This is a genomic window from Streptomyces sp. NPDC006512 (assembly GCF_040611935.1).
GTDB lineage: Bacteria > Actinomycetota > Actinomycetes > Streptomycetales > Streptomycetaceae > Streptomyces.
This window is the reverse complement of sequence record NZ_JBEXPG010000007.1, coordinates 156,928-178,667: the sequence shown is the minus strand read 5'-3', so window position 1 is coordinate 178,667 and position 21,740 is coordinate 156,928. Positions and strand designations below refer to the sequence as shown.

Annotated in this window: 18 protein-coding genes, 1 tRNA gene and 1 pseudogene; 10 read left to right on the top strand and 10 right to left on the bottom strand. The window is 74.0% G+C overall.

Annotated elements, in window-relative coordinates; genetic code table 11:
- Positions 1–651 precede the first annotated feature (651 nt).
- The 4 genes and pseudogenes from ABZZ17_RS07900 to ABZZ17_RS07885 all read left to right on the top strand — a co-directional run.
- Positions 652–1,380, top strand: a pseudogene (locus ABZZ17_RS07900) (IclR family transcriptional regulator C-terminal domain-containing protein); the annotation flags it as partial.
- Between the two features lie 229 nt (positions 1,381–1,609).
- Positions 1,610–3,118, top strand: a complete 1,509-nt coding sequence (locus ABZZ17_RS07895; protein ID WP_356873195.1) for an alpha/beta hydrolase — start codon at positions 1,610–1,612, stop codon at positions 3,116–3,118.
- A 60-nt stretch (positions 3,119–3,178) separates the two neighbouring features.
- Positions 3,179–3,763: a hypothetical protein gene (locus ABZZ17_RS07890; RefSeq protein ID WP_356873193.1), complete on the top strand. Its 585-nt coding sequence runs from the start codon at positions 3,179–3,181 to the stop codon at positions 3,761–3,763.
- Between the two features lie 113 nt (positions 3,764–3,876).
- Positions 3,877–4,701, top strand: a complete 825-nt coding sequence (locus ABZZ17_RS07885) for a polysaccharide deacetylase family protein (RefSeq protein ID WP_356873191.1) — start codon at positions 3,877–3,879, stop codon at positions 4,699–4,701.
- 243 nt (positions 4,702–4,944) lie between these two features.
- Here the strand turns inward: ABZZ17_RS07885 and ABZZ17_RS07880 are convergent.
- Together ABZZ17_RS07880 and ABZZ17_RS07875 are read right to left on the bottom strand one after the other, a co-directional pair.
- Positions 4,945–5,018: transfer RNA gene (locus ABZZ17_RS07880), tRNA-Met, on the bottom strand.
- Entirely contained in the window at positions 4,996–6,747 is a 1,752-nt protein-coding gene (locus ABZZ17_RS07875) for a CocE/NonD family hydrolase (protein ID WP_356873189.1), read from the bottom strand. Before ABZZ17_RS07875 ends, ABZZ17_RS07880 begins: the two co-directional genes overlap by 23 nt.
- 99 nt (positions 6,748–6,846) lie before the next feature.
- Between ABZZ17_RS07875 and ABZZ17_RS07870 the strand changes: the two genes are divergently transcribed.
- From ABZZ17_RS07870 to ABZZ17_RS07860, 3 genes are all read left to right on the top strand, one after another.
- Positions 6,847–7,578 carry a TetR/AcrR family transcriptional regulator C-terminal domain-containing protein gene (locus ABZZ17_RS07870; RefSeq protein ID WP_356873187.1) on the top strand — a complete coding sequence of 244 codons (732 nt, stop codon included), beginning with the start codon at positions 6,847–6,849 and terminating at the stop codon, positions 7,576–7,578.
- Between the two features lie 49 nt (positions 7,579–7,627).
- Positions 7,628–8,977, top strand: coding sequence for a hypothetical protein (locus tag ABZZ17_RS07865; protein ID WP_356873185.1), 1,350 nt, complete (start codon positions 7,628–7,630; stop codon positions 8,975–8,977).
- Between the two features lie 102 nt (positions 8,978–9,079).
- Complete coding sequence (locus tag ABZZ17_RS07860; protein ID WP_356873183.1) at positions 9,080–10,288, top strand: cytochrome P450; 1,209 nt, start codon at positions 9,080–9,082, stop codon at positions 10,286–10,288.
- 55 nt (positions 10,289–10,343) lie between these two features.
- Here ABZZ17_RS07860 and ABZZ17_RS07855 read toward each other — a convergent pair whose 3' ends face one another.
- Positions 10,344–11,543 (bottom strand): serine hydrolase domain-containing protein, encoded by a 1,200-nt coding sequence (locus tag ABZZ17_RS07855; RefSeq protein ID WP_356873181.1) that lies wholly within the window; start codon positions 11,541–11,543, stop codon positions 10,344–10,346.
- 234 nt (positions 11,544–11,777) lie between these two features.
- On the opposite strand from ABZZ17_RS07855, the gene ABZZ17_RS07850 reads away from it, so the two are divergent.
- Positions 11,778–12,878 (top strand): alpha/beta hydrolase-fold protein, encoded by a 1,101-nt coding sequence (locus ABZZ17_RS07850; protein ID WP_356873179.1) that lies wholly within the window; start codon positions 11,778–11,780, stop codon positions 12,876–12,878.
- A gap of 15 nt (positions 12,879–12,893) precedes the next feature.
- Here the strand turns inward: ABZZ17_RS07850 and ABZZ17_RS07845 are convergent, their stop codons facing one another.
- Positions 12,894–13,481 (bottom strand): XRE family transcriptional regulator, encoded by a 588-nt coding sequence (locus ABZZ17_RS07845; protein ID WP_356873177.1) that lies wholly within the window; start codon positions 13,479–13,481, stop codon positions 12,894–12,896.
- A gap of 78 nt (positions 13,482–13,559) precedes the next feature.
- On the opposite strand from ABZZ17_RS07845, the gene ABZZ17_RS07840 reads away from it, so the two are divergent.
- Positions 13,560–14,522, top strand: a complete 963-nt coding sequence (locus ABZZ17_RS07840) for a methyltransferase (protein WP_356873175.1) — start codon at positions 13,560–13,562, stop codon at positions 14,520–14,522.
- A gap of 4 nt (positions 14,523–14,526) precedes the next feature.
- Here ABZZ17_RS07840 and ABZZ17_RS07835 read toward each other — a convergent pair whose 3' ends face one another.
- The 4 genes from ABZZ17_RS07835 to ABZZ17_RS07820 all read right to left on the bottom strand — a co-directional run bounded on the left by ABZZ17_RS07835 (position 14,527) and on the right by ABZZ17_RS07820 (position 19,826).
- Entirely contained in the window at positions 14,527–16,611 is a 2,085-nt protein-coding gene (locus ABZZ17_RS07835; RefSeq protein WP_356873173.1) for a SpoIIE family protein phosphatase, read from the bottom strand.
- A 169-nt stretch (positions 16,612–16,780) separates the two neighbouring features.
- On the bottom strand, positions 16,781–17,338 hold the full coding sequence (locus tag ABZZ17_RS07830; RefSeq protein ID WP_356873171.1) for a YceI family protein: 558 nt from the start codon (positions 17,336–17,338) through the stop codon (positions 16,781–16,783).
- Between the two features lie 43 nt (positions 17,339–17,381).
- Positions 17,382–18,446: an amidohydrolase family protein gene (locus ABZZ17_RS07825; protein WP_356873169.1), complete on the bottom strand. Its 1,065-nt coding sequence runs from the start codon at positions 18,444–18,446 to the stop codon at positions 17,382–17,384.
- Positions 18,447–18,473: 27 nt separating this feature from the next.
- A complete protein-coding gene (locus ABZZ17_RS07820; RefSeq protein WP_356873167.1) occupies positions 18,474–19,826 on the bottom strand; it encodes a cytochrome P450 in 1,353 nt (450 codons plus the stop codon).
- A gap of 351 nt (positions 19,827–20,177) precedes the next feature.
- Here ABZZ17_RS07820 and ABZZ17_RS07815 point away from each other — a divergent pair, with 351 nt between their 5' ends.
- Positions 20,178–20,735 carry a hypothetical protein gene (locus tag ABZZ17_RS07815; RefSeq protein ID WP_356873165.1) on the top strand — a complete coding sequence of 186 codons (558 nt, stop codon included), beginning with the start codon at positions 20,178–20,180 and terminating at the stop codon, positions 20,733–20,735.
- 14 nt (positions 20,736–20,749) lie between these two features.
- Here ABZZ17_RS07815 and ABZZ17_RS07810 read toward each other — a convergent pair whose 3' ends face one another.
- Positions 20,750–20,989, bottom strand: coding sequence for a hypothetical protein (locus ABZZ17_RS07810; protein WP_356873163.1), 240 nt, complete (start codon positions 20,987–20,989; stop codon positions 20,750–20,752).
- A complete protein-coding gene (locus ABZZ17_RS07805) occupies positions 20,986–21,633 on the bottom strand; it encodes a TNT domain-containing protein (RefSeq protein WP_356873259.1) in 648 nt (215 codons plus the stop codon). Before ABZZ17_RS07805 ends, ABZZ17_RS07810 begins: the two co-directional genes overlap by 4 nt.
- Positions 21,634–21,740 lie beyond the last annotated feature (107 nt).

The following is a 21,740-nucleotide window of genomic DNA, read 5'->3' as shown; positions in this document are numbered from 1 at the left end:
GACGTCACCTGGGCCCTCGTGGAGAGCCGGGACTTCGCCGAACTCGCCCTGGAGGCCGGATCCTGGCCCCACGGCGAGGACTCTGCCCTGCTGTTCGGCTGCCTCCTGCACCTGACCGACCGGACCGAGGGCGCCCGCTTCTGGTTCCAGTACGCGGCCGGAGCGGGCTCGCGGACCGCCGCGCACTGCCTCTACCTGCACCACCTGGCCCGCGCCGAGGTCCGCACGGCCCGCCACTGGAAGGAGCAGGCCCAGGCCCTGCCCCCCGACACGCGCCTGCCCACCCTGCCCCCGATCCCGCAGGACCTCGAAGAGGCCCTCGGTGCCTCCGTCATCTGGACCTCACCGCCCATCACCACCCAGGATCTGACCGGCCTCGCCTGCGGACCGGGCCGATCGGGCCGGCCCCCGTACCGGCTCCCCCTCCGGCTGCGCCAGGCCGTCACGGCGCGCACCGGGAAGGAACACCCCGACCTGGGGGACGTGTTCACCCCCAGCCGGCAGATCGCCGTGGCCGTGGCCCAGTACGCCCGGCTCGACACCCCGCAGCTGACACAACTGGCCGGCACGTGGACCTGCGGCACCCCCGGGCGGCCCCAGCCGCCGAGCGCCGCACGGCCGGCCCCCGACGGCCGGCCCGCGTCCGCACCGCTGGAATCCGTCCACCAGGCGCTGCGCGTCCTGGAGGTCATCAACCGGCACTCCGGCGGCGTCGGCCTCACCCAGATCGCCCGCGCGACGAAACTGCCCCAACTGGTCCTCGCCCGGGCCATGGAGCAGCTGATCCGGGCCGACCTGGCCACCCCGGTCGGGCCGGACGCCTACACCGCGGGCAACGCCCTCCTGCTGACCGGATCGGTGTACGGATCCGCGCCCGGAGAAGGCCGGGACCAGCTGAGGGAGACCCTCGCCTGGGTCCGCGACGCGGTCGGAGCGGCCGTCTACGTCGCCCGCTACACCGACGGAGAGGTCTCCATCACCCAGTACGCCGACGGCCCGGCCGCACCGCTGGTGGAGGAGTGGGTCGACTTCCGTGCCGCCGCCCACGCCTCCGCCGTCGGCAAGGCCCTCCTCGCCCAGCTCGGCCCGGCCGACCGCAGGGACCACCTGGCCCGGCACCGGATGGCCCGCTTCACCTCGCACACCCTCACCAGCCCGGAGGCCCTCTTCCACCAGCTCGACACCCGCCCGCCCAACGCGCCCCTCGTCGACCTCCAGGAGTACGCCCTCGGCACGGTCTGCGCCGCCGTGCCCATCACCGCGGGCCCGAACCCGGAATGCGTGGCCCTGTCCATCCCCGTCCCGGATCCGCTCCGGCTGGGGCAGGCGGCACGGATCCTGCAGAGCGAGGCCGCGGCGGTCTTACTCGCCCTCATCGTCGCCGGCAGCACCGGACCCGCGGCCCCCGCGAAGGCCCCCGACGACGAGGCGCCCCGACCGGGTCCCGCCGGACTGGAGAACACGGTCCTTTCCCCGACCGCGTAGGCACCGCGAGCGGAACGCTGCGGCAGCGGTGGCGCGCACGGCCGTGGAGGAACTCCCTCCAGGGCGCGCCGCCCCTGTCGCCTCCGCCTATGGTGGGAGAGGGGCACATCCCTCGGAGCGTGCCATGCGATGCGCGACCCTGCTCTGCGCCGCGGCCCTGACCGCCCTGACCCTCGGCGCCACCGGCCCACCGGCCGCGGACGACCCCCGGCTCGCGGAGTTCTACCGGCAGAAGATCGCCTGGGGTCCGTGCCCGGCTTCCTACCCCGCCCCCATGCGGTGCGGGAAGCTCACGGTTCCCCTCGACTACGCGCACCCCTCCCGGGGCACCATCGAGCTCGCCCTGTCCCGGATCCCGGCCACCGGGCCGCACCGGCTGGGCTCGCTGGTGCTCAACTACGGCGGCCCCGGCGTCGGCGGCGCCGGAACCACGGCCAAGCGCACCGACCGCTGGCGGGACCTCGCCCGGTCCTACGACATCGTCGGCTTCGACCCCCGGGGCATCGCCGAGAGCGCCCCCATCAGCTGCGGCGGCGCCCTCCCGCTCGTCGGCACCGAGTACATGGACGCCTCCGAACTGCGGGGCGCGATCGAGGCGGCGAACCGCGCCTGCGAACGCCGCAACGGCCCGATCCTGGAGCACGTCGGCACGGTCGACGTCACCCGCGACATGGACGTCCTGCGCGCCGCGCTGGGCGATCCGAAGCTGAACTACCTGGGCGCCTCGTACGGCACCCGGATCGGCGCCGTCTACGCCGCGCAGTTCCCGCGGCACGTCGGCCGGATGGTGCTCGACGGAGTCGACACCCTCTCCAAACCCCTGGACGAACAGGCCCTGGACGTCGTGAAGGGCCAACAACTCGCCTTCGAGGGCTTCGTCGCCTGGTGCACCGAACAGCCGGGCTGCGTCTACGCGGGCATGGATCCGCGGAAGGCACTGGAGAAGGCCGAGCGACTGGTCGCCGAGCTGGACGCGGACCCGCTGACCACCAAGGACGGCAAGGAGTTCAACGGCCAGTCGCTGGCCTTCGCCATCGAGAACGAGCTGTACACGACGCACGACTGGCCGGAGCTCGCACGCGGCCTGGGCCTGCTGGAGCGGAAGGGCGACCTGACGGTCCTGGCGGACCAGGCCGAGCCGGAGTCGGACAACGAGGGCGCCGCGTGGACGTTCGTGAACTGCTCCGACTACACCGACCGCGGCGCCGGGGGCGACGCCGAGGCCCTCCAGCGGAACCTCGACGCCCTGCGTCCGGAATTCCAGGAGGCGTCCCCGATCTTCGGGCGCGGAGAGCTCTCGGAGATCGAACTCTGCCACGGCCGGCCCCCGGCCGACCGGACCGTCGCCGACGTCGACCACCCCGGAGCGCCGCCGATGCTCCTGATCGGTGTCCGCAACGACCCCGCGACCCCGTACCCCTGGACCGAGGAGACGGCCCGGCGGCTCGGTTCGGCCGTGGTCGTCGACTACGAGGGCCACGGGCACACCGGCTACACCCACTCGAAGTGCGTCAAGCAGCACGTCGACCGCTTCCTGGAGACGGGGCGGCTGCCGGGCGGCAACGGCGGCAACGACGGGAACGGTGCCGATACCGTCTGCCCCGCCGAGAAGGTGGACGCGAAGGGCGGGTAGGCCGCCGGGCCGGCAACCGCCGGGCGCCGGACGGCGTCCCCGCTGCCGGGGGTGGTGTTCGTGCGGGAGAGGGAACCGCAGGGGTGGTGGCGGCCGGCCGTGGCCCTGCCCGTCGTCGCGGCGGCGGCGCTGTACGGCTGGGCCCACTGGTACTTCGCGGGCCCGGCCTCACCGCCGACCGCGGCGGCCGTGGCCGGCGGCGCCGTGCTGGTCGCCGGGACCTGCGCGCTGTACTCCGTGCGGATCGGCGGCAGCGGCGGCCTCTTCGGCTCGCTGCTCATGGCGGTGGGCCTGCTGCTGGCCGTGACGGCGGCCGACCGGGCGGCCGGCCGCGCCGAGACCGCCGTCTGCGTCGTGCGCGAGGTCCACAGCCAGGTACAGGGGTCCTACGGCGAGGGCGCTCCTCCCGCCAAGACCGTCTACCGCCTCGTCCTGGACTGCCCCGGGGGATACCCCTCCGAACTCAAGGACGACCGGCCCCTCGCGGCGCGGGGGGAGGAGATCGAGGTCGCCTACGACGCCCAGCGGCGGGTGTCCCCGGAACCCGCGGGCGGTGCCTCGCCGTGGGCGGCCGCCGTGTGGGCCGCGCTCCTCCTCGCCGCGTCCACCGTGATCGCGGCCCGGAGCCGTACGACGGCCGGGTGAGCCCAGCGGGTGGAATCGTCCGGCGGCCCGGACGGGCTGCCGGACGCCGGGCCCGCCCTCTCGCATAGTCGTGACCGACGGCAGGTGACGGCGGCAGGGTGCGGGAGGCGGCAGTGACGGTGGACGCGCGACGACGGGCCGTGATGGCGGGACTCGGGGCGGTGGCCCTGGCGGCCGTGGGGCAGGGCACCGGCCGGGCGGCTCCGTCCGCCGGCCTCGCACCCGGGGCGCCCCGGGCTGCGGCCGGCCCCCGCCCGCCGGAGGCCTGGATGGGAACCGTGATCCGCCGGATCCCCACCACCCGCCGGATCATGGCGCTCACCTTCAACGCGGCCTGGGACGAGAGCGGCCTCGACACCGTCCTCACGGAACTGCGGCGCCGGAAACTGGCGGCCACCTTCTTCCCGACCGGGCAGTTCGCCGAGCAACACCCCGGGGCGGTACGGGCCATGGCCGCCGCGCACGGCCTGGGCAACCACTCCCACACCCACCCGTACTTCAAGGACCTCTCCACCACCGAGAGGCACCGGGAGGTGCGCCGCGCGGACGCCGCGATCCGCGAGGCCGCCGGGACCGAACCCCTGCCCCTCTTCCGCTTCCCGTACAGCTCCACCACGGCGGACTCCGTGGCCGACGTCAACGACCTCGGCTACGCGGTCGTCGAGTACACCCAGGACACCAACGGCTACCTCGGCCCGCAGGGCGGCATGAGCGTCGACAAGGCGGTCCGGCGGGCCGTCGACGCCTTCAAGCCCGGGGCCGTCCTCCAGATGCACGTGGGCAGCACCGGCGACGGGATCGTCCTCGATGCCGAAGCCCTGCCCCGCATCATCGACGCCGCCCTGGCCGAGGACTACGAGATCACCGATCTCCGCCACCTCCTCGTCCCCGCCACCCCGGCCCGAGCGTTTACGCCACATACCCGGTTCACTTCATAAACCAGTTCTACCTGCGCCATCCGTGGCTGACCCGCGCATACGAAGGCTCACGGCCCGCTGCGGCGTCGCCGCCGGCGCGGCCTTCGCGTGGCCCGCGAGCCTGGTCCAGGGCTCCGGAACGGCCTACGTCACGGTCACCCTGGTCGCCGCCTCCATCGAGGCGGGCACCGTACTCGGACACCCCGAAGCGGGGAAAAGCGGAAGGGGCTCGGATCCGAACGGATCCGAGCCCCTTCCGGGCAGTAGCGGGGACAGGATTTGAACCTGCGACCTCTGGGTTATGAGCCCAGCGAGCTACCGAGCTGCTCCACCCCGCGTCGGTGAACCCCACCCTACGGCACCGCGCGGGGTGTCATCGACCACGGGGCCGGGAAGCCCGTGGGGGAGCAGCAGGGCCGAGTCCGAGTGGACGGTGACGCGGACCGGGCCGGCCGGGCCCCCGCCGGCCGCCGCGTCCCCCGCGCCCGGCTCGGGGGCGAAGCGCGGGTGGGCGCCGGCACTGAGCTGCCAGCGGATGCGGTGGCCGGTGGCGAACCGGTACGCGGTGGCGCCCATCGCGGCGGTGATCCGTGCGGGCGAGGGGCCGCCGGCCGGCAGTGGGGCCGGTCCGTCGCAGACGTGGGTGGAACGCCCGCGGGGGTCCACGTCGCACAGCCGCGCGAAGACCACGCCCGGTGCGCCGTCGGTGGAGACGCTCAAACGCGCGAGGACCGGCCCCGCGATCTCCACGGGCTCCGTCAACGGCGGGCCGGTGAAGGTCAGTACGTCCTCGCGGGCCTCCAGGGCGGTGTTGTCGCGCGGCCCGGCGCCGAGCGACAGCAGCGGGCCGCCGACGGACGGGGTGGGGTCGGCCGGATCGTGGCGGAAGGACGCCAGCGGGGCGGATCCGGCGGGGGCCTGCCGGATCAGGTGGCCGTCGGGCGCGGGGAACCAGGAGGTGGTCTCCGGGGACTGCGGCCAGGCGTCGAGGTCGCGCCAGACGTCCTCGCCCCCGACGTGGACCCGGACGGGCGTCGGGCGCAGTCCCGAGGGGTCTGAGCACAGGTGCGCGCGCAGCCAGGCGAGGCTCTCCGCGAACACCTCGGGCCAGCCCTGGCGCAGGGCGGAGGCGTGGGTCCAGGGCCCGACGAGCAGGGAGCTCTCGCGTCCGGCCCGCCGCAGGCGCGCGTACTGCTCGAAGGTCTGGCCGGCCAGGACGTCGTGCCATCCGGTGATCAGGGCGGTGGGCACTCCCGGCCCCTCGGCGGCCCGCGCCGTGGACGCGCCCCGCCAGTACGGGTCTTCGGGGTCGCCGTGCGCGATCACCCCGTCCAGCCAGGGTGGTTCGCCGCCGAGGGCGGCCGCGTACGAGCCCTGCGGCGGGGCGGCGGCGGTGGGGCCGCGCAGGACGCGCCGCACGCGCGCCGAGGCCTTCACCAGGGCCAGCACCCCCCGGTGCTGGTGGGTCATGCCGGCAGCGACGAGGAGGGCGTTCTCCAGGTGGAGGACGCCGCCGGCGTGGAACAGGGCCCAGGGGTCGTGCAGTCCGAGCTGCACGACCATCGCCTTCAGCTCCGGGGGCGGTTCCAGGGCCAGCGCCCACTGCGCGTACCCCAGGTAGCTGGGGCCGACCGTGCCGAGGGCGCCCTCGAACCAGGGCTGCTCCCGCAGCCAGGCCACGGTCGCCAGGCCGTCCGCGGCCTCGTTGCGCCAGAGGTCGAACAGGCCGCCGGAACCGCCGGTGCCCCGGCAGCTCTGCAGGATCACGTGGAAGCCCTGCTCGGCGAAGAGCATGCCGTACTGGGGCCCCCACGGCAGGCCCCTGCCGTAGGGCGACCGGACGAGGAGGGTCGGGAACTCGCCCTCCGCGCGCGGGAAGTAGTGGTCGGTGACCAGCGGGCTGCCGTCGGCGGCCGGGACGACCAGCCCGGGCTCCAGGCCGGCCGCGTGGCGGCGGGGCGGGAGCCCGCGCCAGGTGGACCGCATCAGGCGTGCCGACAGCGGCGGCCGGCCGGCGGGCGGCGCCCAGGCGGACCCGGGCGGTGTGTCGTGCGCGGATGGCGTCATCGTTTCCCCTCCATCATTCTCGTACGCAGTACGAGAATAGAGGATGCTTGGATGGAATCCGACAGGAGCCACCCCCGAGGGGAAAGGAACACGAGGACCGTGACTGCAGAGGCCGGGCCCGGCGACGCCGGCCGCGTCGATCCCCGCGAGCTCTGGCTGACCCCCGATCAGCCCCGCAGGGGACGCAGGCCCGCCTTCAGCCGCGAGGCCATCACCGCGGCCGCCGTCGCCCTGGCGGACACCGAAGGCATCGACGCGGTCACCATGCGCCGGCTCGCCTCCGAGGTGGGCGCGGGCGTCATGTCGCTGTACAGCTACGCCCCGGACAAGGAGACCCTGGTCGATCTGATGGTCGACCACGTCAACGCCGAACTCCCCGCCCCGCAGGTGCCGGAAGGCGACTGGCGCGGCGGCCTCAAGGCCATCGCCCACCTCCAGCGCGCCCTGATGCTCCGCCACCCCTGGCTCCCCGCCGCCCTGCACGGCCGCCGCTCCCTCGGCCCCCACGCCCTCGCCTTCCTGGAGCACGCCCTCGCCGCGCTGCGCCCCACCGGCCTGGACGGCGCCGCGAAGCTGGAGGTCTTCGCCCAGCTCACCGGATTCGTGTCCGGGTACGTCGCCCACGAGATCGCGCAGGCGGCCGCCGCGAACTCACCCGACCGGGTGGCGGCGGAGGTCCGCTACCTTGCCGCCGTCGCCGCCGACGGCAGGCACCCCGAACTCGCGGAAGTACTGGGCTCCCCGGCCCGGCCCGCGAGCCCCGCAGCCACCTTCGAGCGGTTCCTCAACCGCCTGGTCGACGGCCTCGACACCGACCGGCCGGGACCGTGAGGGCATGCGGACCGCTCCGCGCGGCCCGCGTCACGAGTACCTTCTGTGCATGCAGATCGAGGGTCCGCGGCAGCGGGGACACGTACTTTTCATAGCGGGCGACGCCGCCGTGCGCCGGCGGGCCGTCCAGGTGGCGCCGAGCGCGAACCTGGCGGCGCTGGGGGTGGTCCCGGTCGCCGGGCTGCTGAACAGCGAGGTGCCCAGCGACACCACCTACCTCGACGGGGTCCGGGACCCGAACACCGCCCTCATGCGGCTGCGCACGGCCGCCGCCACCCCCGGGCCGCTGTTCGTCTACCTGTCCGGCCGGCTCACCGCCGACCGCCGCGGCCGCCGGCTCCACCTCGCCCTGGCGGGGACCACCGCCACCTCGGTCCGCTACACCGCACTGCCCTGGGACTGGCTCGGCACCGAACTGCGCGGCCGCTCCCGCGGGCTGACCACCGTCCTCCTCGACCTCGGGGCGGACAGGGCGGCCTGGTCGCTGCTCCAGGAGTACGGCAGCCTGCCCGCGTCCCCCGCGGCCGAGATGTACGGCGTGGTCTCCCCGCCCGGCTTCGCCGGCGGCGGCAACACGGTGAGCCGCTACACGCGGCACTGGATCGACCAGCTCCACACCAGCCCCGTCCGGCCGGACAACCTCCGGCTGCACGCCCTCGCCGTGGGGGCCGCCGCGCTGCCGCCGGGCTCCCTCGTCCTGCCGACCGCCCGGGAGCTCGCCGCCCCGGCCCCGCCCGGGCACACCACCGTCGGCGCCCCCGGCCCGGCCCGGCCCGCCCGTCACCCGGAACCGGTACGCGGCCCGCACCCCGCCCCGACGCCCGTACCCGTACCGGCCCCCACGGCCCGGCCGGCCCCCGCACCGGCCGGCGAGCCGGCACCGCCCGCGCGGCCGCCCGTACCGGACCGGGACCCGCGGCCGCACATCCACGCCCTGGCCACCTCGGGCCGGCACCCGGAGGCCGCCACCCTCGCCCAGGCCTGGGAGCAACACGTCCTCCAGACCCACGGGTTCACCTCCGACGAGGCGCTCGCATGGCTGGAGATCCGTGCCGACCTCGCCCGGATGGCCGACGACTTCCGGCTCGCGACCCGGCTGTGGACCACCGCGGGCCGCACCCGCCTCGCCCGGGGGCCCGCGGACGCACCCGGGGTCCGGGCCGCCGCGGCCGGCGCCCTGTACTGCTGGACCCGGCTGGAGGATCCGGCCGGGGCCGCCGAAGCCGGCCCCGAACTCATCGACCTCCTGCGCTCGTTGCCGTCCCCGGACCCCGCGCACCTGCGCCTCGTCCAGCAGCGGATGGAACTGCTGCGCCGCCCGACCAGTCGTACCCCAGCCGGACTTGAGCCCGGCGCGACCCCCACCGGACCGAAGTCCTCGCAGGTCACGGCGAGATGAAGGAAAATGGGGTGATCATCCGGCGGTGTGACGCCGCGACTACCGTGGGAGAGGTGCGCCGTCGCGCAGCTATCGCCACGCATTCGATTCAGGGGGAACGGAATGGCAGCTCAGCCCACCGTCGTCGACCTACTGGAACTCAGTCCCGACTTCGTACGCGACCCCTACCCGGTCTACGCGCGGCTGCGTGAACAGGGGCCCGTCCACCACGTGTGGACCCCCGACCGCGGGGACATGTGGCTGATCGTCGGACACGAGGCCTGCCGCACGGCCTTCGCCGACCCGCGCCTGAGCCGGGACTGGCGGCGGTCCGGGAACATCAGCCAGATCATCAACACCGGCCAGGACCAGCCCGGGCTCGCCCACATGCTGATGGCCGACCCGCCGGACCACACCCGGCTGCGCCGCCTGGTGGCACGGGAGTTCACCACCCGGCGCATCGAGGGCCTGGCGCCGCGCATCCAGCAGATCGCCGACGAACTCCTCGACGCCATGGAGCAGAACGAGCACCGCACGGCCGACCTGGTGGACGCCTTCGCCTTCCCGCTGCCGATGACCGTCATCTGCGAGCTGCTGGGCGTGCCCGAACTGGACCGCGCGGCGTTCCGCGCGTGGTCCAGCGAAATGGTCGCCCGTACCAGCCCCGAGGCCGAAGCCGCCGCGTACGAGGAGATGCCGCGGTACCTGGGCGAGCTCATCGGCGCCAAGCGCGCCGCCCCCGGCGACGACCTGCTCAGTGCCCTGATCCACGCCGTCGACGACGGCGGCGACCGCCTCTCGCCGGAAGAGCTGGTCGGCATGAGCCTCCTGCTCCTCATCGCCGGACACGAGACCACGGTCAACATGATCGGCAACGGCATGCGGGCCCTGTTCGCCCACCCCGACCAGCTCGCCGACCTGCGCGCCGACCTCGGTCTGCTCGACGGCGCGATCGAGGAGATGCTCCGCTACGACGGCCCGGTCGAGACCTGCACGGAGCGGCTCGCCCTGGAGGACGTGGAGATGGGCGGGGTGGTGATCCCGGCCAATTCCGCCGTCCTCATCGCCATGGCCGACGCCGACCGCGACCCGGCGCGCTTCGCCGACCCGGACCGGTTCGACATCCGCCGCGACGCCCGTGGCCACATCGCCTTCGGGCACGGCCTCCACCACTGTCTGGGCGCCCCGCTGGCCCGGATGGAGGGCCGCATCGCGCTGCGCTCGCTGCTGGAGCGCTTCCCCCGGCTCGCCGCCGGCGCCGACGAGGCGGAGCTCGCCTGGCTGCCCGGAATGCTGATCAGGGGCGTACGGCAGCTGCCCGTGCGCTGGTGACCGGCGGCTCGGAACCGGCCCTTCCCGGGGCCGTCCCGCGCCGGACGGGACGGTCTCAGGTCTTCGGGGTGACGATCCGCGCGATCCGCAGGAAGAGTTCGGTGGCGTGGTCCTCGTCGAGCGTGGCGAAGGAGCGGTTCATCTCCACCACCACCGTGGAGTGGGACCGCGGGTCGTGGAACATCGCCGTGTTGTAGCCGATGATCGTCCCGTTGTGTCCGAGCCACCCGTCGAACGACGCGATGCCCAGCCCGTACCCCACCTGCTCCGGCTCCGCCGCGACCGGTACGAGCCGCAGCCGCTCCCGCTGGAGTCCGGGGGTCAGCAGGCCCGTCCCGGTCGCCAGTTCACGGGCCCAGAAGCGCAGGTCCGCGATGTTCGAGAGCATCGCGCCGGCGCCCGCCGCGTAGGCCGGGTCGGAACGCGTGGCGTCGGTCATCGCCCCGCCCGGCCCCGCCCGGTACCCCCGGGCGGCGGGCTCCGGTACGGCGGAGTCCGTCGGCAAGCCGGTGGCGGCCAGCCCCAGTGGTTTGGCGATCTCCTCGCGCACCCACGTCGCGAGCGGTTTCCCGCCCGCCTTCTCGACGATGTCGCCGAGCAGGACGTAGTGCGTGTCCGAGTAGTGGAAGCCCTTGCCCGGAGCGAAGTACGGGGCGTGCCGGCGGGCGATGTCGAGCGCGTCCCGCGTGCGGAACGGGGCGTCGGGATGCTCCGTGTACCGCTTCAGCCAGGCCGGATCCTCGGTGTAGCTGTAGATCCCCGCCGTCATGTTCAGCAGCTGCCGGATCGTGATGGCGTCGCCGTTCGGCCAGCTGACGTACCGGCTCAGCGGGTCGTCGAGGCGCAGCTTTCCGGCGCGTACGAGCTGGAGGACGGCGGTGGCGGTGAAGGTCTTGGTGACGCTCGCGATGCGGACCTTGTCCTCGGCGGTGATGGGCCTCCCCGTCCGGAGGTCGGCGGCGCCCACCGCGTACTCCCAGGCCCCGTGTCCCGGCACGTTCACGTCCACCCGGATGCCGGGCACGTCGTGGGCGCGCCGGGCGTCGTCGACGGCTTCCTTCAACTGCCGCTCGACCCCGGCCGGAAACCGGGTGCCGGACGACTGGGCGGCCGGACTGCCCGCGCTCGCGGAGGGGCCCGGGGCCTCGGGGCCGCGGGGCGTGCCCGGCGCGCAGGCCGTGGCCCAGCCGGCCAGTGCCACCACCGCGGCGAGGGCCGCGCGGGCCCCCCGCCGTCGCCCCGTGCGTCGCTGCACCCTCGCCGCCTCCCGTAGCCGGTATGCCGCTTTCGTCCGCGACGATACGCCCCGCTCCCGGCCGGAACCCCGGCCCGCCACACCACCCGAAGGGGTGTCACGGACGTGAATCGGCCATATGCGTGAAGTGGGAACGGATGATCGCGTACGGCTCTCTAGCCTGGTGTGCGGCGGTGGGCCGCGCGTCCGGGCGGGGCGTCCGGACCGGTACGGCGCAGAAGGTTCCTCGGTTCCATGGGTCTGACGAGTAGTGCTCTCCTGGTGAGCTTCGTGCTGGGCACGCTGTTCCTGTTCGCCGCCACGGTGTGGGCGTGGCCACGGCTGGCGGGCGGGAGCCGGGGACGGGTGCTGGGAAGGATCGGGCTCCTGCTGGTGGTGCAGGTGTTCCTGTTCTCCTCGGTCGGCCTCGGGGTCAACCGCAGCCTCCTGATCTACGGTTCGTGGAGCGACCTGACCTCCGGGCAGAAGGGCCAGGCGGCCGGACCCGGCGGCGTCGCCGTGGAGGTCCTGAAACGGCAGGCGCCGGACGTGCCCGGCGCGGGCAACCCGGCGAACGCGGGCCTGATCGAGAAGGTCACCGTGCACGGCGAACGCTCCGGGATCGCCTCCCAGGCGTACGTGTACCTGCCGCCCGAGTACTTCCAGAAGGGCGGCGAACAGCGGAAGTTCCCCGCGGCCGTCGTCCTCACGGGCTACCCCGGAACGGCGGAGAACCTGCTGAAGGGCCTGCGCTTCCCGAGGACGGCGTGGACGAAGGTCAAACAGAAGAAGATGCAGCCGATGATCCTCGTGATGATGCGGCCCACCGTCGTCCCCGAGAACACCCAGTGCGTCGACGTGGCCGGCGGCGGGGCGAAGAGCGAGACCTTCTTCGGGACGGACGTCCCCAAGGCCATCTCCAGCTTCTACCGGGTGGGCGGCACGGCCGCGAACTGGGGGATCATCGGAGACTCGACCGGCGGCTACTGCGCGCTGAAGATGACGGTGCAGCACCCGGAGACGTACGCGGTCGGGGTGGGCCTGTCCGCGGACTACAAGCCGGAGATCGACGCCTACTCCGGTGACCTCTTCCGCGGGAACAAGGCCGAGGAACAGCGGTCCGACCTGATGTGGCACCTGGACCACCGGCCCCAGGGGAAGGTGTCGCTGCTGGTGACCACCTCGCTGAAGGGGGAGCCGAACTACCAGGCCACCCAGGAGTTCATCCGCAAGGTCAAGGCCCCCTCCCGGGTCTCGTCGATCACCCTCGACCGCGGCGGCCACAGCTTCAACACCTGGAACCGGGAGATCCCGCCGGCCCTGGAGTGGATGGGCGCCCGGCTCACGGCCGGGTGAGGCCGGGGCCCGGCCTCAGGCGCCGCTCGGTTTCGCGCGGACGTGCATGCGCTCCCCCTGCCGCCCGAAGAGGCTGAGCACTTCCACGGGCCGCCCGTCGGCGCTGCTGAACCAGTGGGGGAGCCGGGTGTCGAACTCCGCTGCCTCACCGGGGCCGAGGACCAGATCGTGCTCGGCGAGGACGAGCCGCAGCCGCCCGTCCAGCACGTACAGCCACTCGTAGCCCTCGTGCGTCCGCAGATCCGGCTCGCTGCCCCGGTCCAGGATGAGCATCTTGTACGCCTGGAGGGGGCCCGGGGTCCGGGTCAGCGGAACGACCGTCCCGCCGTTCGGCATCGTGCGCGGCGTCAGGCGCACCCGGGGGTCACCCACCTCCGGGGCGCCGACCAGGTCGTCCAGCGGCACGTGGTACGCGGCGGCGAGCGGCAGCAGCAACTCCAGACTGGGGCGGCGCTGCCCGGACTCCAGCCGGGACAGGGTGCTCTTGGAGATGCCGGTCTCCTCGGACAGCGCGGCCAGGGTGAGACCGCGCTGGGTGCGCAGCCGTCGCAGCCGGGGGGCGACCTCGTCGAGGACCTTGCGGTGGGGATCTGGTGTGTCCATGAGGGCATTCCACTCCGCCGTCCCGGAAACGGCAACAATATTTGCCGCCGGGATCCGGCCGGGTGCACGCTGCCGTGCATGAGCCCACACAGCGCTTCCGGAAACGGCCACCAGCACGGACACGGTCACGGACAGGCCCCCGGCCACGGCTCCGGCCCCGGCCACGTGCACGGCCACGACCACGGCACCGACATCGACTGGGCGGCCATGACCGCCCAGCTGGAGACCAACGGCGAGCTCCAGCTGCCCCTCCTGCGCCGCACCGCCGCCCGCCTCGGGGAACTGCTCGGCCCGCGGACCCCGGTCCGGCGCGTCCTCGACATCGGCAGCGGGCCCGGCGTGATGACCTGCGTCCTCGCCGAGGCCTTCCCGCAGGCCGAGGTCGTCGCCGTGGACGGCACCCCGGCCCTCCTCGACCACACCCTGGCCCGCGCCGAACGACTCGGCCTCCACGGCCGGATCACCACCTCGCACGCGGAGCTGCCCGAGGGCCTCGCCGGGCTCGGAGCCGCCGACCTGATCTGGAGCAGCAAGGCCGTCCACCACCTCGGCGACCAGCAGGCGGCACTCGACGGACTCGCCGCCCTGCTACGGCCCGGCGGCGTGCTCGCCGTCGCGGAGGCCGGTCTGCCGATGCGCTTCCTGCCCCGCGACATCGGCATCGGCGCCCCGGGCCTCCAGGCCCGCCTCGACGCCACCCTGGAACACTGGTTCGCGGCCATGCGGGCGGAACTCCCCGGCAGCACCTCCGTGACGGAGGACTGGCCCGCGATGCTCGGCCGCGCCGGCCTCGGCCCCGTGGGCGCCTTCACCGACCTCCTCGACCTGCCGGCCCCCCTCGGCGAACCCGCCCGCGCCTTCCTCCACGGCCACCTGACCCGGCTGAGGGACAACACCGACGACGAGTACCTGGACGCCGAGGACCGCAAGACCCTCGACGCCCTGGTCGACCCCGAGTCCGCGGAGGGCATCCTGCGCCGCCCCGACGCCTTCCTCCTGTCCGCCGCCACCGTGTTCACCGGAGTACGCCCCGCCCGCTGACCCCTCAGCCCGGCGTCGACCGCCGGACCGTGCCGATGCGGGCGGCGAGGAGGGCGATGTCGTCGTCCGCGGAGGCCGGGACCAGGTGCGTGATGAGCGTGTCGCACAGGTGGTCCAGCGGCTGCTCCGGCTCGGTGAGCAGCCGCGTGAGCTCGCCCAGCCGCTCGTCGATGTCATGGTTGCGGGCCTCGACCAGGCCGTCGGTGTAGAGCACGAGGAGACTGCCCGGCGGCACGGTGAAGTCGGTGGTGGTGAAGCCGACGCCGCCGACACCCAGGGGGACACCGGGCGGGGTGTCGACCAGGTAGACCGTGCCGTCGGGCTCCGCCACCGCGGGCGGCGGGTGCCCGGCCCGGGTCACGGTGCAGCGGCCGGTGGCCGGATCGCAGACCAGGTACAGGAAGGTGGCCAGCATCGGCTCGGCGAGATCCGCGAGGGTCGCCTCCAACTGGTGCAGCAGCGCCGTCGGCGGCATGTCGAGCCGGGCCAGCGCGCGGACCGTGGCCGACAGCCGCCCCATGACCGCCGCGGCCGCGATGCCGTGCCCCATGACGTCCCCGATGAGGAGGGCGGCCCTGCCGCCGCTCAGCGGAAGGACGTCGTACCAGTCCCCGCCGACCTCGTTGACGTCGCTGGCCGCCAGGTAGCGGTGCGCCGTCTCGATGCCCACCGGCGGGGAGACGTGCTGCGGGAGCATGCTCCGCTGGAGGACCACCGCCGTCTCGTGCTCGTGGCGGTACAGGCGCGCGTTGTCGATGCTGATGGCGGTGCGCGCGGCGAGTTCCCCGGCCAGGGTGACGTCGTCGGAGCCGAACGGCCCGACCGGCCGGGTGCGGTAGAAGGTGGCGACGCCCAGGACCACGTCCCTCGCCGTCAGCGGAACCATCATGAAGGAGTGCACGCCCGCCTTGAACAGCTGCTCCGGCTTGGGCGAGTGGCGGGCCGCCGGGGCGATCGCCTGCTCGTCGAAGCGGGCCACCAGGAACGGCTGCCGCGCCCCGAGGGCCTGGGTGTACGGGGCCGCCGCCGGGAAGGTGAGGGTCCTGCCGAGCGGTGCCAGGACGTCCGTCACCGCCGAGCTGGTCAGCGGTGCCTTGCCCAGACGCCGCAGGGCGACGCCGCCGGCCAGGCCCATGCCCGGCTCGTCGCCCCGCGCCAGCACGTCCAGGACGTCGACGGTGACCGCGTCGGCCAGGTGCGGGACCGCCAGGTCGGCCAGCTCCTGACTGGTGCGCTCCAGGTCCAGGCTCGCCCCGATGCGGGCGCTGGCCTCGCTGAGCAGCGCGAGCCGGCGACGCCCCGCCTCGGCCTCCATGTGGTCGCGCTGCTGCTCGGTGATGTCCAGGAGCGAGGCGATCACCCCGATCGGCCGGCCCCCGGGATCCTCCACGCGCACGTACGAGCACGACCACACGCGGTCGTGCTCCGGGTCGGCCGGGGTGCGCCCCGTGCGGCGCCGGTCCAGTACGGGCTCGCCCGTCGCCAGGACCCGGCGCATCGCCTCCTCCATCTCGCCCGCGTTCACCTCCGGCAGCACCTCGGCCAGGCGCCGGCCCACGTGCGCGGACTCCGCCAGCCCGTTCATCGCCTCCAGGGCCGGGTTGACCTGGAGGAACCGCAGCTGGGTGTCGAGGACGCCGATGCCGACCGGCGAGCGGGCGAACAGCCCGTCCCACACCGCCGACGAGCCCCGGATGCGACGGGCGGCGTGCGCGTCGGCCGCGAACACGAGCACCGCCGAGGCCCCGTCGCGCCGGTCGGGCACGGGACAGGCCCAGATCTCCAGCTCCAGCGGATGACCGTCGCGGTGCCACGCGGTGACCGTCCCCATCACCCCGTGCCCGCCCGCGGCCGTCTCCCACAGGGAACGGCCCAGGCTGCGGTCCGCGCCCGGATGCAGCAAGTCGGCGATGTGCCGCCCCAGCACCTGCGGCGGGGCGTACCCCAGCAGGTGCTGCGCCCCCTGGTTCCAGCGCACGATCGTCCCGTCGCCGCTGGTGGCGAGCAGGGCCACCGGCAGGGCGCCGAGCCACCCGCCCGCGTCCTGCGCGGCGTGGCTGATCAGATCCGCCAGTGGCTCGTCGTACATTCCGTACCCGCCCTCTTGGGCAGCCTCAGCCCCGTGTCGCACCGACCCCCTTCAGGGCGCGCGCTCGCGCACGGCCCGGCCCGCCGGCCCCGTCCCGTCCACACTCCCCATCGTCGCCCTCCCGGCCCGGGAGCGCCCCCCGGCCGCCGGGGGCGCTCCGGACCGCAGGTCAGGGAGTGCGGACGGCGGCCACCTCGAACTCCAGCACCACCTTGTCGCCGACGAGGACGCCGCCGCCCTCCAGCGCCGCGTTCCAGGTGATGCCGTAGTCCTTGCGGCTGATCGGTACGGCGCCCTCCAGGCCGACACGCAGGTTGCCCTGCGGGTCCGTGACACTGCCCTGGAACTCGAAGTCGATGTCGATCGACCGGGTGACGTCCTTGATGGTGAGGTCCCCCGTCACGCGGAAGGTGGCCTCGTCGAGCTGCCTGACCGCGGTGGACACGAAGGTGATGTCCGGATAGGCGGGCGCGTCCAGGAAGTCGTTGGTGCGCAGGTGGCCGTCCCGCTGCTCGTTGCGGGTGTCGACGCTCGCGGTCTTGACGGTGACGGACACCGAGGACTTGGAGGGGTCGGCCCCGTCGAGGTGGGCGGAGCCCTCGAACTCGTCGAAGGAGCCGCGCACCTTGGTGACCATGGCGTGCCGGGCGACGAATCCGATCCGGGTGTGGGCCGGGTCGATCGTGTAGTCGCCCGTCAGCGTGGCGAGCGGGGTGGAGGTGGTCATGAACCTGCTCCGTGGGGATCGGGGGCGGGGTGCGGGCCGGACTTCAGACGGTGGCGAGCTGCGGGATCAGCCGCAGCGCGTTGTCGTGGTAGATCCCCTGGAGCTGCTCCGCAGTGAAGGCCGGATCGGAGTCGAGGGCGGGGAACGCCAGCTCCGTGACCGTGTCGCCCGGGGCGGCCGGCCAGTCGGTGCCGAAGAGGATCCGCTCGGCGGGCACGTGCGCGAGGAGGGTCGCCGCGCTCGCCATGGGTCCCGCGGTGTCGTAGTGGAAACGCCCCAGGTAGTCGCGGACGGCGGCCGGTTCCACCGGCGGATCGCAGAACCGTCCGAGGGCCTGGAGGCGCGTCGCGATGTACGGCAGGAAGCCGCCGGCGTGCGGCAGGATCACCGAGATGTCCGGGAACCGGTCCAGCGTCCGCTTGCTGATCATGTTGACGGCCGCCCTGGTGGTGTCCAGCAGGAAGTCGCACATGAAGTTGGGGATGCCGGGGACCGTGGAGGGTCCGGGTGGGCCGTCGGGCAGGTTGTGCGGGTGGGTGTCGACCACCGCGGAGAACTCGTTCAGCTCGGCGAACACGCCGTCGTAGGACGGGTCCCCGAGGTAGACGCCCCCGTAGTTGGCCGTCACGTTCACGCCGACGGCGCCGAGCTGCCCGAGTCCCCGCCGGATGGCCCAGGAGGACGCGTCGGGGTCGTCGAGGAAGAGGGGGACGTAGAAGGAGAACCGTCCGGGATGGGAGGTCGCCACCTCGATCATCGACTGGAGCGTGATGTTGACGGCCTCGCGCAGTTGCGCCGACGAGTGGTAGCGGGCCGGCAGCATGGGCTTGAGGACGGCCGTCACGATGCCCGCGCGGTCCATGAAGGCGATCGCGGCCTCGATGTCGAGCCGGGTCCACGGGGGCAGCCGCTTCGGGTCGATCAGTTCGTGCCGCACGGCCCACTCGCGCCACTCGGGCGCGCAGTAGTGGTGGTGCATGTCGATCTTCGACCGGGCCGAGTGGGCCGCTCCCGCGGCCGGCGCCGCGGCCGCGTCGGCGAGGCCGCGGAGTGCGTCCGGCTCCGTACCCAGGAGTCCCAGACCGGTGGTGCTCGGAGATTCAGGCATGCCAGTTCACCGTCCGTAGGGGGCTGGTCAGTTACCGGGGCCGACGGGGGCCGCGGAGGCCGGCCCGGCCGGCGACGCGACGGCCCGGGGCGAGGGCTCCGGGGCGAGGTCCGTGCGGGGGAGCACCGGCTCCAGGGTGAGCAGGAGGCGCTCCAGGCCGCGGAACGCCGCCACCGGGCCCTTCAGCCAGGCCCCCTGGCTCTCCCGCGGGTCGGCCAGTTCCATCTCCGGGAACTCCCGCAGCAGACAGGAGAGCGCGATGTCGAGTTCGAGCCGGGCCAGCGGCGCCCCGAGGCAGTAGTGCGTGCCGTGCCCGAAGCCCAGGTGCGTGCTCTGGATGCCCTCGCGCGTCACGTCCAGCACGTCGGGGGAGTCGAACTGGCCGGGGTCCCGGTTCGCCGAGGAGATGGCGATCTGCACGAGCGCGCCCTTCGGGACGACCGTGCCCCGGACCTCCGCGTCCTCGGCCGCGTACCGGAAGGTGGAGGTCTCCACCGAACCCTCGAAGCGTACGAGTTCCTCCACCGCCCGCGGGATCAGCGAGGGGTCCAGCCGGAGCTTCTCCAGCTGGTCGGGGCGGAGCAGCAGGTCGAGGACGGAGTTCCCGATCTGGAAGGCGGTGGTCTTGTGTCCGGCGAAGAACAGCACCCACAGGGAGGAGACCAGTTCCGCGTCGTCCAGGCCCTCTTCCGACCGGATGAGGTCACTGAGGAAACAGTCCGAGGGGTGGGCGCGCGTGTACGCGATGAGCCGGTTCAGCCGGGCCTGCAGCCATTCCTCGGCCGCCCTCAGCTCCGCCTTCATCCGGGGGTCGAACCGGGCCCGCGTCACCACCGAGAACTGTCCGAGGATCTCCGGGCGGTCCTCCTCCGGGATGCCCATCAGCTCGCACAGGACCGTGATGGGGAAGGGGAACGCGAACGCCGACATCAGGTCGACCGGCTCGGTCTTCGGGCAGTCCCGCAGGAGGCCCTCCGCGATCTCGGTGATCCTGGGCCGCATCCCCTCCACCCGCCGCGGGGTGAAGGCGCTGCGCAGGGTGCGGCGCAGCCGCGTGTGCCGGGGCGGGTCCGAGTTGAGGACGTTGTCGTCGAGGGCGTCGAAGAAGCTGCCGTACACGGCGTGGTAGGTGTCGAGCGCGCCGCGCATGTTCTTGCTGAAGCGGGGGTCGGACAGCGCGTCGCGGGCGTCGTCGTACCGGGTGATCAGGTACGTGTCGACCCCGTGCGCGGGCGTCAGCCGGCACACGGGGTCCTGCTCGCGCAGGGCCGCGTAGACGGGGTGCGGGCACGTCCGGAACTCCGGCGCGCCCCTGGACACGGACGACACGATGTCCCGCAGCGCTTCGCCGCCGTTCGGTGCCGCATTCTCCTGCGCCATGTGTGCGTACCCTCCGTGGTGTTCGCGTCCGGCGACTCACGGGTTCCCTGCGGCGCCGGACCGTGAAACGGGCCGCTGCTCGTTCGAGTGAGCCGGACGCCCGCGTGCGCGGGGCCGCAACGACCCGGGCCCGCCCCGGCCGGCGGCGGTGGCAGGGCCGGCCCGGGGGGTACGGAGGCACCCGGAGCGTCCGCCGACCGGCCGTCAGCCGTCCGAACGGACCCGGTGGCGGCGGCCCGGAGCGGGGAAGGGCTGCTGGTGCGGCCGGCCCGCCGCGACGGGGCCCGCGCCGTGCCGTCACGGCCCCCGCCCGGCCGGCTTCCCCCGGACGACGCCCCCCAGGAGCCCCCCATGGCCCGAACCCTGACCTTCACCCTCGCCGCGGCCGCCTCGCTCGCCACCCTGGCGGCCGTCGCCGCCCCCGCCGCCACCGGCGTGGACACCGCCAAGGCCGCCGCCGACCGCGCGGCGGTCTACCGGGCGACCGCGCCGTTCCAGCTGCACGCCGCCGCGGTGAAGGCCGGCTACGTACCGGACAAGTACTGCGTGGAGCGGGCGGGAGCCGGAGCGCTCGGCTACCCGCACTTCAACCACGGCTACGACAACTCCGTCGACCCGGCGAAGCCCGCCGCCCTCTTCTACGAGGACGACGGGCGCGGGGGCAAGCGCCTCACCGGGGTCCAGTGGGTCGTGTACGACCGGGACCAGGACACGGCGACGGCCGACGACCGTCCCACGATGTTCGGCATCCCCTTCAAGGGACCGCAGCGCGGGAACTTCCCCGGCCAGCCGGTGCACTACGCCCTGCACCTGTGGCTGTGGAAGAAGAACCCGGCCGGCGCGTTCGAGACCTTCAACCGGGCGGTCACCTGCCTGCCCGGCACCACCCGCCCCAAGCCCGCCGCCTGACCCGGCGGACCGGCTCAGACACCGAGCAGGCCGCGCAGGTGGGCGCAGGCCCCGGCCTCCGTGGCGTGCTCGGCGACGGGCTCGTACGCACCCCGCTCGTACACCCCGGTCTCCCAGCCCCCGCCCGGCCGCGCGCGCAGGTACGCGAAGTCGGGCGGGGTGGGAGCGGGTTCGTGCACGCCCTCGATCCAGTAGTGCCCGGCGGGCACCCCGGCCTCCGCGAGGGCCCGGCCGAGTGCCCGCCGGTCGCTCACGGGGCGACCCGGACCAGGTAGCCCTGGTCGAGCAGCCACTTGACGTTCAGCCGCTGTCCCGCGCCCGGGTCGAGGAACGCCGGGTCCAGCTTGATCTGCCGTCCCCCGCCCGGCTGCTCGAACCAGGGGGCGATGGAGCCCTCCCAGACGACGAACCGCTTGGTGACCCGGTAGACGTGGTAGTCGCAGGGGAACTCCGCCTCGCGGGTGTTGAGGTTCTGCGGGGGCAGTGCCCGCTTGGCGTACGCGTCCCCGGCCGGGGCGAGGTACGAGCCGAACTCGGAGCCGAAGCGGTCCAGGACCTCCCCCTCCAGCAGCAGCTCGGGGGCCTTGTCGACGTTGCCGTTGACCTCGGCGAAGCCGTCGTTCGGCGGGTACTTCCAGCCGCCGGTGTCGGCCGGGCCCTCCCAGTACTTCTTGAGGAACTCGGAGGAGGAGAGCCGCCCCGTGCGGTGGTAGTGGGACAGCAGCGGACCGACCGGCGGCTGCCACTTGTGCGGCAGGCGCTTGGGGCCGAGCCGCTTGTCGCCCTTGAACTCGCCGGTGCACGGGGCGGCCGCGGCGGAGACGGCCGCCGGGCCGGCGGGCTCGGCCGGGGCCGCCTGGGCGGCGGGGGCGGTCGCGAGGGCGGCGGTGACGCCCATCGCGGCGAGGACGGCACGGATCCTCAGGTCGGTACGGCTGCGCTCCACGCGGGACTCCTTCGGTGCGGGCTGGCGGTCGCCGCACACAGTAATGAATCACCGGCGGA